This is a genomic window from Streptomyces sp. NPDC088766 (assembly GCF_044750845.1).
Lineage (GTDB): Bacteria > Actinomycetota > Actinomycetes > Streptomycetales > Streptomycetaceae > Streptomyces.
This window is the reverse complement of record NZ_JBIVKQ010000006.1, coordinates 277103-290567: the sequence shown is the minus strand read 5'-3', so window position 1 is coordinate 290567 and position 13465 is coordinate 277103. Positions and strand designations below refer to the sequence as shown.

General features: G+C 72.2%; 10 protein-coding genes. 9 read left to right on the top strand and 1 reads right to left on the bottom strand.

Features of this window, described 5'->3' with window-relative positions; translation table 11 throughout:
* The first annotated feature begins 298 nt into the window (after window positions 1–298).
* From ACIP5W_RS11765 to ACIP5W_RS11735, 7 genes are all read left to right on the top strand, one after another.
* On the top strand, window positions 299–871 hold the full coding sequence (locus ACIP5W_RS11765) for an NADPH-dependent FMN reductase (RefSeq protein ID WP_272173483.1): 573 nt from the start codon (window positions 299–301) through the stop codon (window positions 869–871).
* Between the two features lie 289 nt (window positions 872–1160).
* A complete protein-coding gene (locus ACIP5W_RS11760; protein WP_401470410.1) occupies window positions 1161–1838 on the top strand; it encodes a TetR/AcrR family transcriptional regulator in 678 nt (225 codons plus the stop codon).
* Window positions 1839–2313: 475 nt separating this feature from the next.
* Window positions 2314–3468: a flavin reductase gene (locus ACIP5W_RS11755; protein WP_401470407.1), complete on the top strand. Its 1155-nt coding sequence runs from the start codon at window positions 2314–2316 to the stop codon at window positions 3466–3468.
* Between the two features lie 46 nt (window positions 3469–3514).
* Window positions 3515–4615: an LLM class flavin-dependent oxidoreductase gene (locus ACIP5W_RS11750; RefSeq protein WP_401470404.1), complete on the top strand. Its 1101-nt coding sequence runs from the start codon at window positions 3515–3517 to the stop codon at window positions 4613–4615.
* Window positions 4612–7044 carry a glycoside hydrolase family 3 protein gene (locus tag ACIP5W_RS11745; protein WP_401470401.1) on the top strand — a complete coding sequence of 811 codons (2433 nt, stop codon included), beginning with the start codon at window positions 4612–4614 and terminating at the stop codon, window positions 7042–7044. Before ACIP5W_RS11750 ends, ACIP5W_RS11745 begins: the two co-directional genes overlap by 4 nt.
* Window positions 7041–8507: an MFS transporter gene (locus tag ACIP5W_RS11740; protein ID WP_401470398.1), complete on the top strand. Its 1467-nt coding sequence runs from the start codon at window positions 7041–7043 to the stop codon at window positions 8505–8507. The genes ACIP5W_RS11745 and ACIP5W_RS11740 overlap by 4 nt, the downstream gene beginning before the upstream one ends.
* 145 nt (window positions 8508–8652) lie before the next feature.
* Window positions 8653–10110, top strand: coding sequence for a DUF4038 domain-containing protein (locus tag ACIP5W_RS11735; protein WP_401470395.1), 1458 nt, complete (start codon window positions 8653–8655; stop codon window positions 10108–10110).
* 249 nt (window positions 10111–10359) lie between these two features.
* Here the strand turns inward: ACIP5W_RS11735 and ACIP5W_RS11730 are convergent, their stop codons facing one another.
* Window positions 10360–10584, bottom strand: a complete 225-nt coding sequence (locus ACIP5W_RS11730; RefSeq protein WP_401470392.1) for a hypothetical protein — start codon at window positions 10582–10584, stop codon at window positions 10360–10362.
* 382 nt (window positions 10585–10966) lie between these two features.
* Between ACIP5W_RS11730 and ACIP5W_RS11725 the strand changes: the two genes are divergently transcribed.
* Both ACIP5W_RS11725 and ACIP5W_RS11720 read left to right on the top strand, forming a co-directional pair.
* A complete protein-coding gene (locus ACIP5W_RS11725) occupies window positions 10967–11626 on the top strand; it encodes a TetR/AcrR family transcriptional regulator (RefSeq protein WP_272172893.1) in 660 nt (219 codons plus the stop codon).
* A 261-nt stretch (window positions 11627–11887) separates the two neighbouring features.
* On the top strand, window positions 11888–13435 hold the full coding sequence (locus tag ACIP5W_RS11720) for an ABC transporter substrate-binding protein (RefSeq protein WP_401470389.1): 1548 nt from the start codon (window positions 11888–11890) through the stop codon (window positions 13433–13435).
* Window positions 13436–13465 lie beyond the last annotated feature (30 nt).

The window sequence follows — 13465 nt, the reverse complement described above, 5'->3', positions numbered from 1 at the left end:
CGGAACACGCGCCCGGGCGCGCTCGCGAGCGTGCCCGGGCGGGGCCGCCCGTCCTGCCACCGCACACGCGAACTCACCGGAGAGGTTCATCGCATCGCGAGGTCCGGCTTCTCGCCAGGGCATGGTGAATATCCATTCGATAGCGAATACATCATCAATGATGGTCTGCCGGATGGGAGGCGTCAAGGGGCCGCATGTGCCTTCCGGCGGGCAGGGGGAGGGTCTTGACCGGCTTCCGCGCCGCGTATATTTTCAGAATCACCATTCTGATTCTTCGCGACTCTCCGGAAGGCCGGTCATGACCCGTCTGATCGTCGGTCTGGGCGGCACCACCCGCCCGGGCTCCAGCAGTGAACTGGCAGTGCGTACCGCTCTGCGGGCCGCCGAGGCCCACGGTGCCGAGACCGCGCACTTCGGCGGCGCGTTCCTCGCGCGGCTCCCGCTCTACGCGCCGGAGAACCCGCACCGCACGGCCGAGCAGCGGGCCCTCGTCGATGCCGTCCGCGGCGCGGACGGCATCGTCATCGGCACCCCCGGCTACCACGGAGGCATCTCCGGCCTCGTCAAGAACGCCCTCGATCTGCTGGAGGACCTGCGCGACGACACCCGCGTCTACTTCGACGGCCGTGCGGTGGGGTGTGTGGTGACCGCCGCCGGCTGGCAGGGCTGCGGCACCACCCTGGCGGCACTGCGGTCGGTCGTCCACGCGATGCGCGGCTGGCCCACGCCGCTCGGCGTCACCCTCAACACGGGCGGAGCGGCACTGTTCGGTCCCGACGGCACCTGTACGGATCCGGCCGCCGCCGCCCAACTCGGCCTGCTCGGTGCGCAGGTGGCGAGCTTCACCCACGCACTCACCCCGGCGCCCTGAGGGGAACGGCGCGCACCGTGCCCGGCCTCTGCCCGGCTCGCCGCCGCGGCCGGACGGCGCAGCCGTTCTCCCCTGCCGGTGAGCGTCGGCGTGAGGCGCACCCTGACACCGGCCCTGAACGAGGGCTGACCACAACTCCCCGGTCCGGCCCGCCTGACAGCGCCGGACCGGGGCATCCCGCACGCCGGGCGGCCGTCCCGCCGGATCTTTCCCCCGAAGGGCGGCCGTCCCGCCGGATCTTTCCCCGAAAGGCGGCCGTCCCGCCGGGCATCCCCCGTAGACTTTCGGTGTGGTTCCCTTCGACCCGAGCCGGCAACGCCGTGACGGCGAGCGCAGCGGCATCCGGGCCCCCAAGCAGGAGCGCAGCCAGCGCTCCTTCGAGCGCGTCCTCGACGCCGCGCTGGAACTGCTCATGGAGAAGGGTTACGCCGGCTTCGCCCTGACCGAGGTCAGCCGCCGCTCCGGCGTCTCCATCGGCTCCATCTACACCCGGGTCGACGGCAAGGACGATCTGCTGCGCGCCGCTCAGCAGCGCTTCCAGCACCGGATGCTCGCAGAGCACCGGCAGCTCGCCGACCCCGACCGCTGGAACGGCGAGCCCCTCGGCCGCCTCGTCCCCGCGCTGATCGCCGAGCTGGCCCGGATGCTGGCCCGCAACGGCGGGATCCTCGGCGCCTTCCAGCAGCGCGGCGCGACCGACCCGGAGATCGCCGCCGTCGGCAAGGCGGGCTACACGGACCTGCGCGACCGCTTCACCGCTCTCCTCCTCGCGCGCCCCGACGAGATCCGTCATCCCGACCCGTCACGCGCCGTCGGCTCCTGCTTCGTCACCGTCTACGCCGCGCTCGCCCGCGCCCTGGCCCTGGACACCTCCGCCGAGGCTGCCGAAGGCAGCGACCTGGGCACGCTGGTGGAGGACCTCGGTGCGATGTGCCTGGCCTTTCTGCTGCATGAAGCGGCGGACTGAAGCACCCGAGTGACGGCCTGTCGTTCCGCATGCTCGGGGCGCTGTTCAGGACGCTGTTCATCCGCTTGACCGCATGCGCCTCTCGTCGAGCCGCTGTCGACCCTTCGTCGAGCCCTGCGGGCGGCACGGGGTAGGACCCCGTGCCGCCCTCTCCGGCGGTTTCCAGGGGGGCTCGCCCCCTTAGTCGTGGGGGCTGCCTCCCTGGTCCCGGCGCCGACCGTCGCTCCGCCGCCTCCCCGTTCGCATCATGCTGCGCTTCACACGGTCCATGCCGTGCGCCACACGCACGCCGTCGGTGGTGCCCCCCGACTCCGCTCGGAGGGCGGCTGCGTGTGCTCTCGGGACGAGTGGTCCCCGTCACCCCGCAGGCCGCCGCCGACCGCATGTGCGCCCGCCGCCGACCGATGGTTGACCTCGCGGCCGTGGGCCTCTACTGTTCAGAACCAAAATCCGCATTCTAATATTGGGGATCGCGATGTCAGAGTCGGCAGCGGCCTCCGGCGCACGGGACTTCCGCCGCGCGCTCGGCAACTATCCGACGGGCGTCTCCGTGGTCGCTTCCCGGGCCCTCGACGGCACCCCGGTGGCGATGGTCGTGGGCACGTTCACGTCGGTGTCCCTGGACCCTCCGCTCGTCGGCTTCCTGCCGGACCGGTCCAGCACCACCTGGCCACGCATCCGCGAGACCGGCCGCTTCAGCGTGAGCGTCCTGGCCGCGGACCAGGAGAAGGTGTGCCGCGCCTTCGTCACGAAGGCGTCCGACCGATTCGACGTGCACGCGGACGAGAACACCGCCGCGGGCAATCCACGGGTACGCGGTGCGGTCCTCTGGGTCGACTGCGACATCGAGGACGTCCTGCCGGCCGGTGACCACGACATGGTGCTGGGCCGGGTCCGCGAGCTGGCGGTGCCCGACCGGTCGGGCCTGCCGCTGCTCTTCGTCCGCGGGGGCTACGGGGCGCCCTCGCTGCCGTCCATCCAGGCAGAGGGCCCCGGGCTCGGCGCCCAGCTGCGACTGGCGGATCTCGTGCGCCCGGAGGCCGAGGCGATCGCCCGTGACCTGGGGCTGGAATGCCTGGTCGGCGGGGTGGTCGACGACTCGGTCGTCTCTCTGGCCGCAGCCGGGATCGGGACCACCCCCGGAGGCAGCGGAACGCGCGTGGGTGCCACCTTCCCGCTCGCCGCTCCCTTCGGTCCGCTCTTCGCCGCCTGGGCGGACGAGGCGCAGCAGGAGGCCTGGCGGGAGCGCGGAGCGCGGCTGACCGGCATGCCGGCGGGACGGAACGCCGACAGCGACCTGCGGGCCGTGCGGGACCTCGGCTACCAGGTCACCACGGGGCACGCCGCCGCCGACCGGTTCGAGCACGCCGTGACCGCGGCCGACGCCGACCCGGCGGCCGTGCTGCGGGATCTCGTCGAGCGCGGGCCCGAGCCGGGGCTGCGGCGTCCGGTCGAGCAGCTGAGCGAGGTCACGTCGCTGGCGGCCCCGGTGCGGGACGGCTCCGGCCGTGTCGTCCTGTCCCTCCACCTCATGGGCTTCAGCGGAGCCGAGTCACCCGCCCGGCTCCGCGCCTGCCTCGAACGACTGCTCGTGGGCGCGGCCCGCGCCGACGGGCTGCTGTCCGCCTGACCACTCCTGCACCACCTCACCAACCCGCACCGACCTGGAGGCCGACGTGCATTTCTCCGCCTTTCTCACCACCCGCTCCGCCGGCCCGGGTGACGACCGCGCCGTCACCCGGGCGCTGATCGACCACGCCGTCGACGTCGAGCGGCTCGGATTCGACGCCGTGTTCCTCCCCGACCACCACTTCACCGGCTACTGTCCGCCCGCCGGCGACCCGATGATGTTCGCCGCCCACCTGGCGGCCAGACTGCCCCGGCTGTGGTTCGGCTTCTCGGTGCAGACCATCCCGCTGCACCACCCCGTCCGGTTCGCCGAGCGCCTCAACCTCATCGACCAGCTCACCGACGGCAAGGCCCTCATCGGCATCGGCAGCGGCACCACGCCCGAGGAGATGATCGGCCTCGGCGTCAACTACAAGGACACCGCGGACCTCTCGGTCTCCAACCTCGACATCGTGCAGCAGCTGTGGGCCAAGCAGCCCTCGGACGAGCCCGTCGTCTTCGACAACGGCCACTACAAGGGCGCCGTCGTCTCGCGCATCGTGCCCGCGGCGTACTCCGAGCGCGGTCCGCAGCTGATGTCGGTGGCCGCGAGGCCGTCGAGCGTGGAACGCGCGGCGAAGCTCGCCCAGCCCGCCTTCATCCTCGCGTTCACTCCGCCGGTGCTGGACGACGGCGAGCCGTTGACCCACCTGCGGCGCTACTTCACCGCCTACCGCGAGGCGCTCGAGGCCGCCGGACACCCCCAGGAGCGGGTCGACTTCGCCCTGGAGTGGACCACCCACACCTACCAGCACGTGCACGTCGCGGAGTCCGACGCCCAGGCCGAGGACGAGTTCCAGTTGCTGATGGAGCAGTACCAGGGCGCAATCGAACGGGAGCACCAGGCGAACCTGGAGGCCGAGCGGCTCAGCGGCGTGCAGCTGCGGCCCCCGCCGAACGCGCTGAACCCCGGATGGCAGAAGACCTGGTGCGTCTGGGGCAGCCCGGAGACCGTGGCCGAGCACCTCGCCGAGGTCCGCGACATCGGCATCGGCAACGTCCTCGGCGGCTTCCTCGGCGGCCCGCTGACCCCCGAGCGCCGGCAGCTGGGCAAGCGGTCGCTGGAACTCTTCGCCACCGAGGTCATGCCCAAGCTGAGCTCGCGGTGACCGCTGCCGCACCTGAGCCGGCGGAGACGCTCCGCCGGCTGTCCCTCGGCCGACGTGCCGGGCTGACCGCGGGGGAGACCGGCTGGAGCACCAGGGCCGCGCCCGAGATCGGTCTGTCCCCGATGCTGCTCGGTGACGGCCCCCTCGGACTGGTCAGCCCGACCTTCGACGAGCGGGAGACCGCCTTCCTGCTGCCCTGCGGCACGGCCCTCGGCGCGACCTGGGACCCCGATGTCGTAAGGGCCGTGGGCCTGGTCCAGGGCTCACAGGCGCTGCGCCGGGGCTACGGCGGGGTCTACGCGCCCAACCTCAACCTCGCCCGCACCGGCCTGTCCGGCCGGACCTTCGAGATGTACTCGGAGGACCCGCTGCTGGCCGGAGTGCTGGGGGTGGCACTGGTCCGGGGGCTGCAGAGTCAGGGGGTGGCGGCCTGTCCCAAGCACCTGGTCTGCAACGACACCGAGACCGAACGCCAGCGGATGAACGCGACCGTCGACGAGGCGACCCTGCGCGAGATGTACCTGCGACCGTTCGAGATGGTGGTAGAGGGCGGCGCCTGGATGCTGATGACCGCCTACAACAGGGTCAACGGCGTGCCCTGCGCCGCCCACGCGGACCTGCTGCGGATCGTCAAGGAGGAGTGGGGGTTCGACGGGCTCGTCCTCTCGGACTACTTCGCGCTCAAGGACACCGTCGGCCCCGCGCTCGCCGGACTCGACCTGGAGATGCCCGGCCCGGCGATCTTCTTCGGCGAGCGGCTCGCCGCAGCCGTCGACGACGGCTCGGTGCCCGAGGAGCGGCTCGACGACGCGGTGGCCCGGCTGCTGCGGCTGGCCGGCCGGACCGGGGCACTGGCCGGTACCGAGCGGCAGGTGACCGCTCCGGACGAGCACGTGGGGGAGGACCGGGCGCCCGCGGTGCTGGCGACGGCGGCGGCCGCGTCGGCGACGCTGGTCCGCAACCGGGGCGGCCTGCTGCCGCTGGACCCCGGCGCACTGGACCGCCTGGCGGTCATCGGACCCAACGCCGTGCGCCCCACCTTCCAGGGGGCGACGTTCGGCCGGGTCCGGCCGACGGGCGAGGTGACCACCCCCGCCCAGGCGGTACGCGACCGGTTCGGTCCACACTGCGACGTCCGGGTCGAGGACGGAGTCGTCCGGACCCTGCCGGAGACGCTGGCCGGCTTCCGGGTCACGACCCCGGACGGTGAGCCGGGCGTCCTGCTCGAGCACTTCCGCGGGGACGCGACCCGGCCCGTCCTGACCGAGACGCGCGCGGACTCCGCGTTCGTCTGGTTCGGCACGGTGCCCGGCGCCGGCCCGACCACGCAGCCCGGTACGCTCCGGCTGACCGCCGTCCTCACCCCCGAGGCCGGCGGCCGGTACACCGTGGGAGGCGGAGGATCGGGGGAGACCACGGTCCGGGTCGACGGCGCCCTCGTCGCCCACCGGCCCGCCCCGGCTCCGGCGGACGTCATGGGGCAGGTCGCCCGAGCCGGGATGAGTACCGGCGAGGTGGAACTGACCGCCGGCGTACCGGTGGAGGTCACCGTGGAGATGACCTCCGCAGGATCGCGGGTCCAGGCCCTCACCGTCGGATGCCTCCCGCCGCAGCCGGAGGACGCCCTCGACCGCGCCGTCCGGGCCGCCACCGCCGCGGACGCAGCCGTCGTCGTGGTCGGTGACGTGCTGGAGACGGCCCGCGAGAGCCGGGACCTGCCGTCGTCGGCCCTGCCCGACGAGCAGGTGCGCCTCATCCGCGCCGTGGCCGCGGCCAACCCGCGCACGGTCGTCGTCGTCAACGCGGGCCGTCCCGTCGACGCGCCGTGGGCCGACGACGTCGCCGCCGTCCTCTACGCATGGCTGCCCGGCCAGGAGTTCGGCCCGGCACTGGCCGCGGTCCTCTCGGGCGACGCCGAGCCCGCGGGCCGGATGCCGGTCACCGTGACCTGCCGCGACGAGGACCGGTCCACCTGGGGGGAGCGGCTCGACACGGACCTGGCGCTCGACTACACCGCCACCGAGCCCACCGGCTACCGTCACCTGCGGCGCACCGGTACGGCACCGCGCTTCGCCTTCGGATCGGGGCTGGGCTACACCACCTGGGAGCTGCGCGCCGCGCGCGTCGAACGCGGGGCGGACGGCGTGGCCGTGGTGGCGACCGTCGCCAACACCGGCCCGCGCCCGGGCCGGGAGGTCGTGCAGGTCTACGCCCAGGCACCGGGGGAGAGCGACGCCCGGCTGGCCGGCTTCGCGGGCGTCCGGCTCGCACCGGCAAAATGCGCGGAGGTCCGGGTCCGGCTGGACGAGCGGGCCTTCAGCCGCTGGGACACCGCCCGCTCGGCCTGGACGATACCGGCCGGCACCCACCGGCTGCTGGTGGGCAGATCCTCGGTCGAGTTGCCGTTCGCGCTGGACGTCGTCCCGTGACCGGGGCGCTCGTGAAGGCCCCGGCCGCCGTGGCGTCCCCGGTCACCCGGCGGCCGTGGCTGGTGCTCGTACTGACCTGCGCGGCCCAGTTCATGGGCGTCCTGGACGTCACGATCGTCAACGTGGCGCTCCCGTCGATGCGGGACAGCCTTCACCTGTCCGCCGGCGGGCTGCAGTGGGTGGTGAGCGGCTACGCCCTGACGTTCGCCGGCTTCCTGCTGCTCGGCGGCCGGGCGGCCGACCTCCTCGGACTGGAGCGGGTCTTCCTCGCGGGGCTCGCCGTGTTCACCGCGGCCAGCCTGGCCGGCGGGGTGGCGCAGGAGGGCTGGCAGCTGGTGGCCGCCCGTGTGCTGCAGGGCCTCGGTGGTGCGGTGCTGACCCCGGCCACGCTCACGATGGTGACCACCGCGTTCACCGGCAGCCGCGAGCGTGCGCGCGCTCTGGGCATCTGGTCGGCGGTCTCCGGGGCGGGAGGGGCCCTCGGCGGCGTGATCGGCGGGCTCCTCACCGGCCTGCTGAGCTGGCGCTGGGTGCTCATGGTGAACGTGCCGATCGGAATCGTCCTGCTGCTCGTCGGCGGCTGGGCGCTGCGGGGCGGTCACCGCCTGCGTACCCGGGCCGGACTCGACCTCTCCGGATCGGTGACGGTCACCGGCGGGACCGCGTGTCTGATTGGCGGGATCGTCGCGGTGGAGCAGGAGGGCTGGCGGTCCGCCACCAGCGTCGCTCTCCTGGCGGGCGCGGCGGTCCTGCTGTCCGCGTTCGTCGTCGTGGAGCGGGCCGCCGCGAACCCGCTCGTCCCGCTCGCCGTCTTCCGGATCCGGTCGCTGAGCGTGGCCAACGCCCTGAGCCTGGTCACCGGCGGGGTGGTCCCGGCCACCTTCTTCTTCATGTCCCTGTACCTCCAACAGGTCCGGGGTCTCGACCCGCTCGGAGCCGGACTGGCGATGGTGCCCGCCGCCGTCGGCATCGCCGCCGGCTCGGTGGTCTCCTCCCGCCTGCTGGTGCGCCTGGGCTCGCGGGTGCTCTACCTCACGGGTGCGGTGGCCGCCGCCGGCGGGCTGCTGTGGCTGACCCGGCTCGACGCAAGCGGCGGCTACGCCGGACAGGTCGCCGCGCCGCTGTTCCTCGCGATGCTGGGAACCGGTCTCGGCGGCCTGCCGCTGACGATGGCGGCCACGGCCCACACCGGTCCCGGCGGCGCCGGCCTGGCCTCGGGCCTGCTCAACACCTCGCGGCAGGTCGGCGGGGCCGTGGGGCTGGCCGTTCTCGTCGCCCTGGCCGCGACCCGGACCGCACGTGAGTCGGCGCACCCGGCGGTCGCCGCCCAGCTGGCCGGCTACCGCTGGGGCTGGCTCTGGTGCGCCGTCGTCGTGCTGCTGGCCGGCGTCGCCGGGAGCCTGACCCTGCCCCGCGCGGCCCGGACCCGGCCAGGTCCGGGAGGCGGGGCGCCGTCCGCGTGACCGCGGCGGCGACCGCCGCCGCCCGCCGCGGCCGAGCACCGGCTGGTCGGCGCGGCAGGACACCCGGGCCGGACCGTCCGCCGCCATTCCGGGCCGCCGGGGTGGCGGCCACTTCGGGCAAGAATCTGTTCATCAAGGAGTGACAATGCAACGTCTTGCAGTGTCGGCGGACGGGCGCAGGCTCGTCACCGCTGACGGAAAGGCCTTCTTCTACCTTGCGGACACGGCTTGGACGCTTCCCCAACGGCTGAAATGGGACGACGCGCTCCATTACATGCACGTTCGCAAGCAGCAGGGCTTCAGCACTCTTCAGATCGTCGCCCTGGATCCCGAACGCGACGGCGAGATGCGTTCCCCCTCGGGCGACCCCGCACTGCGCGGTGGAGACCTCTCGGCCCCGAACGAGGAGTACTTCCGCTATCTCGACCGGCTGATCGACGCCGCACAGCACCTCGGCCTCTATGTCGTGCTGCTTCCGGTGTGGGGACAGCTCGTCGTCGGGGAGAACTTCGCGGGCAGGACCTTCCCGAAGACGGTGACGGCCGGGAACGCGCACGGGTTCGGCGAATGGATCGGCAGGCGGTACGCGGACCGTCCGCACATCATCTGGTGCCTCGGTGGAGACCGTCAGCCGGTGCATCGAGGCGTCGACTACCGCGACGTGTGGCGCCGGATGGCCGAAGGACTGGTGAAGGGAGTCACCGGCGTCGCGTGCCGGCACGACGAGCCGCACCCGGCCTGGCGGGAACTCCTCATCACGTACCACACCTGCTACGAGATGGAGACCGGTGAGTACTCGACGATGTCCTACTGGTCCGATGACGAAGCCTGGCTGAGCTTCATCATGCTGCAGTCCGGCCATGGGGCCGGCACCCGCAACTACACGGTCGTGCGTCAGGAGTACGAGCGTGAGCGGACGATGCCGGTCCTCGACGCAGAGCCCGCCTACGAGCAGATGCCGATGAACTGGCCCGAGCTGTTCCCGCTCCACGACGAGTGGATCGTCCGCAAGCGCGCCTACTGGGCCCTGCTGGCAGGCGCCTGTGGCCACACCTACGGACACGCGTCGGTCTGGTGCATGATCTCGGAGCGCGAACGGAACGACTTCTTGAAGTACAGCTGGTACGAGGCGCTCGAGCGTCCGGGCGCCTCCCAGATGACGATCCTGCGGAATCTGGTGGAGTCCGCCGACTTCGAGAGGTGGCTCCCCGCACAGGAGATGCTCGCGCATGCCGGCAGGTGTGCTCCGGAGTGCGTGGACGGCCACCGTCAGGCGGCCCGCGACCGGGACGGTCGCTTCGCACTCGTCTACCTCACCGATGGCGGGACGGAGCGCGTGGACCTGTCCGGACTGGACCGCGAACTCTTCGGGATCTGGTTCGATCCCCGCGAGGGAACCCTGACAGGAGTCGGTGACGACAATGAGCCCTTCGCCGTGGAACACGCGGACGGCTGGACGACCGTGAAGGCGCCGACCTCGGGCACGGGCGCCGACTGGCTGCTCGCCGTGTCGTCCGACGTGTCGTGGCTGCGTGGTCTCGGAGCCCCGCGCACGTGGGGCGAACCTCTCGCGGTCGAGCAGATGTCGATGATCTGGGCATGACCGCGCACAACCGCCTGGGCGGTCGCTGAGGCATCGGCGCCCCGGGGCCCGGTCCCCGGCCACCCGTCCGGAGCCCGGTGGCGTCGGGCAGGCCGCGCGCCCCGGGGACCCTTGTGCCGGGTCGGCCCCATGGAGGAACGCGGGCATCGTGTCCGGAGAGGGGCTGTCCCCCTCCTCTCTCTTCCCCGGCGGCTGGGGCGGGACATGGCCGCCCACGCCGGGGTGGCCGCCACCCGCGCGGGGCGGTCGTCACCGACCGAGGACGAGGTCCTCGCCGCGCAGGCGGAGTTCGGCTCGCGGCCGCCCGGCAAGGACGTGGACGCCGTCGCCTTCACCCGCGCGATGCTGTTCCCGCAGGCCGGCGGCCGCGCGTTCGGTGCGGTCACGGACGGCGAGACACTGCCCCGCCCCGTCGTCGAGGCGCTGCGCACCAGGGCCGTCCGGGTTCCCCTCCTGCTGGGCGCGACGGCGCACGAGTTCACCGCCGGCGATCGCCGGTCCACGGGCTGGCCGCACACTGCACGGAGCTGCCGTTCGTCTGGGACCTGCTGGACGCCGAGGGGGTGCCTGCCGCACTCGGGACCGCGTCGCCGCAGGCGCTTGCCGACGCGATGCACAGCGCGTGGGTGCGCTTCGTGCACCACGGTGACCCGGGCCGGCGGCCCGCCTCCGAGGGCACCGGCATGCGCTGGGACACGGCCGATGAGGAGGTGGAGTTGTTCGGAGCGGACGACAGGCTCGCTCGTCCCCTGCGGGGAAGCTGGCCGGCGCCGTCCGGGGACCGCCCGGAGCAAGCATCTGAACAAGATTTCTGATTCGGGTTCCATGACGGCCGCCTGTTCCGTACCGTCTGTCCGTGCAGAATGACAACCACACTTTCCGTGAGCCCAAGCAGGAGCGGAGTCGGCAGTCCTTCGACAAGGCCCTCGACGCCGCGGTCGCGTTGACGGTCGAGCGCCGCTCGGACGCCTGGACGCTCGCCGAGGTCGCCCGTCGGGCCGGGGTGTCCACCGGGTCCATCTACGGCCGGGTGGACAGCAAGGACGACCTGATCCACACGGCGCAGGCGCGGGAGATGGTGCGCATCCGCGTGGCCCAGCGGCAGGCGTTCGGTGCTCCGGTCCCGGCGGGGGAGGCCTTCCGTGATGCGGTGGCGCGGGTGATCCGCACCCTGGCCGGGGTGCTCCGGACGGAGGCGCCGGTGCTCGCGCCGTTCATGCTGATCGGCGGCCGTGACCGCGTCGTGGCCGAGGAGGGCAAGCGCGGTTTCGAGGAGCTGGTCCGGCTGTTCTGCGCCGGACTGCTGGCGCGCCGGAACGACATCCGGCATCCGGAGCCCGAACGTGCGGTGAGCTGGAGCTTCACGGTCGTGTACAGCGTCCTGGCCCGATGGCTGGGGTTGGGCAGCGACCCCGAGGCGGCCGGGGAGGGCGACTGGGAGCAGATCCTGGCCGACCTCTCGGAGATGGTCACCACCTTCCTCGGCGGCCCCGGAGGTGACGCCGCCGAGGGCTGAGCGGCATCGGTGTCAGTCACCCGCGCCCCTCCGGTGCCGGAAGCGGCCTCCCGGCTGCGAGGTTCCGGCGGGCGCGGCCGTCGGGCACCGGAGGTGCCCGACACGCGCAGTTCACCAGCCGGAAAAAAAATGGAATCAGAACCTTGAATCTGATCTGAAGGAACTCCAGACTGTGCGAGACCGCGATGCACACCCCCCTCGCCCATCGAAGCGCCGCAGACGGTCCCCATCGCACAGTCCACCTTCCCGAGGAGTACCACGGTGCCTCCCATCCTCAGAACCCGGATCTTCCGGAGCGGCGTCGCAGTCTGCGGAGCCGCTGCCCTGACCGTTGCGCTCACTTCCTGCGGCTCGTCCGGCACCGGTGGCTCGTCCGGTGCCGACGACCTGACGATCACCCTCCCCAACGCACCCACCTCGCTGAACCCCTGGAGCAACCGGAACGGGTACGAGGTGATGGACGCCCCGTACGACACGCTCATCCACTACAGCAGCGACGGCAGGCTCGAGCCCTGGCTCGCCACGTCCTGGAAGTTCACCGACCCGAAGACGCTGGAGCTGAAGCTCCGTGAGGGCGTCAAGTTCACCGACGGCACCGCGTTCGACGCCGCCGCCGTCAAGGCGAATTTCCAGTACGCGATCGACAACAAGTCCGGGTCCGGCGATCAAACGTTTCTGCAGAACATCGGCAGCATGGACGTCGTCGATGCCACGACGATCGATCTGCACCTGAAGGGGCCCAACCCGGCGCTGCCCTACGACTTCTCGCAGTACTCCGGTGCCATGGTCAGCCCGAAGGCGCTGACCGCACCGAAGTCACTGGACACCGCGCCGGTCGGCACGGGCCCGTACGTGCTGGACGAGAAGGCCACCCGCACCGGCCTCTCCTACGTCTTCAAGCGCAACCCCGACTACTGGGCCAAGGACAAGAAGGCGTTCCCCTTCGACAAGGTCACCTACACGATCGCGACGGACCCCACGGCGGCGACCAACGCGGCCAAGTCCGCGCAGACCGACACGCTGATGCTCAACCCGGGGGACAAGGTCCCCTCCTTCAAGACCGTCACCAGCGCCTCGGGCAGCAGTTCCGGCTTCACCGGCATCTGGGTCGACACCACCGGCTCCAACCAGAAGGCCCTCGCCGACATCAGGGTCCGTCAGGCCATGAACTACGCCATCGACGCGAAGAAGGTCGCGGCCGCGGTCTATCCCGGCTCCGCCGACCCGGTCCCCGCCGTGCCGGTGGCCAAGGGCGACCCCGGCCACAGCGACCAGCTGGCCTCGATGTACCCCTACGACGTGGCGAAGGCCAAGAGTCTGCTCGCAGCCGCCGGGTACGCGAAGGGCTTCTCGATCAAGATGCTGAGCCTGCCCGTCGGGGACCAGTACGCCCAGGCCCTCGCCGGCTACCTGAAGGCCGTCGGCATCACCGTGAAGGTCGAGAACCACAGCACGGACCTGGTCCAGCAGCTCCAGTCGGGTACCTTCCCCGTCGGTCTGCTGCTCCAGCGGCTCACCGGCGACCCGGGCCAGGACTTCGGAGGCCTCTTCACCTCCAACGCCTTCTTCAACGTCAAGAAGACGAGCGACCCCAAGATCGACTCCCTGCTGCAGGAGGCGGCGAAGACCACCGACGCCACCGCCCGCAACGGTGTCTACCAGAAGCTCGCCCTGCACGCCGCGGAGCAGGCCTGGTTCCTCGGGGCGCTGGAACTGAAGACCGTCACCGCGTACAACCCGAAGACGCTCTCGGTCAGCCCGCCGCCGCGCGGTCAGATCCACCTGTACGCCTACCAGCTGCCCAGCTGACCCACCCGGTCCGGGGGCTGCCGAGCAGGC

Excerpts from the sequence above, each read along its gene's own strand:
- ACIP5W_RS11765 (WP_272173483.1), top strand. The coding sequence starts at position 299 with ATGACCCGTCTGATCGTCGGTCTGGGCGGCACCACCCGCCCGGGCTCC.
- ACIP5W_RS11755 (WP_401470407.1), top strand. The coding sequence starts at position 2,314 with ATGTCAGAGTCGGCAGCGGCCTCCGGCGCACGGGACTTCCGCCGCGCG.
- ACIP5W_RS11735 (WP_401470395.1), top strand. The coding sequence starts at position 8,653 with ATGCAACGTCTTGCAGTGTCGGCGGACGGGCGCAGGCTCGTCACCGCT.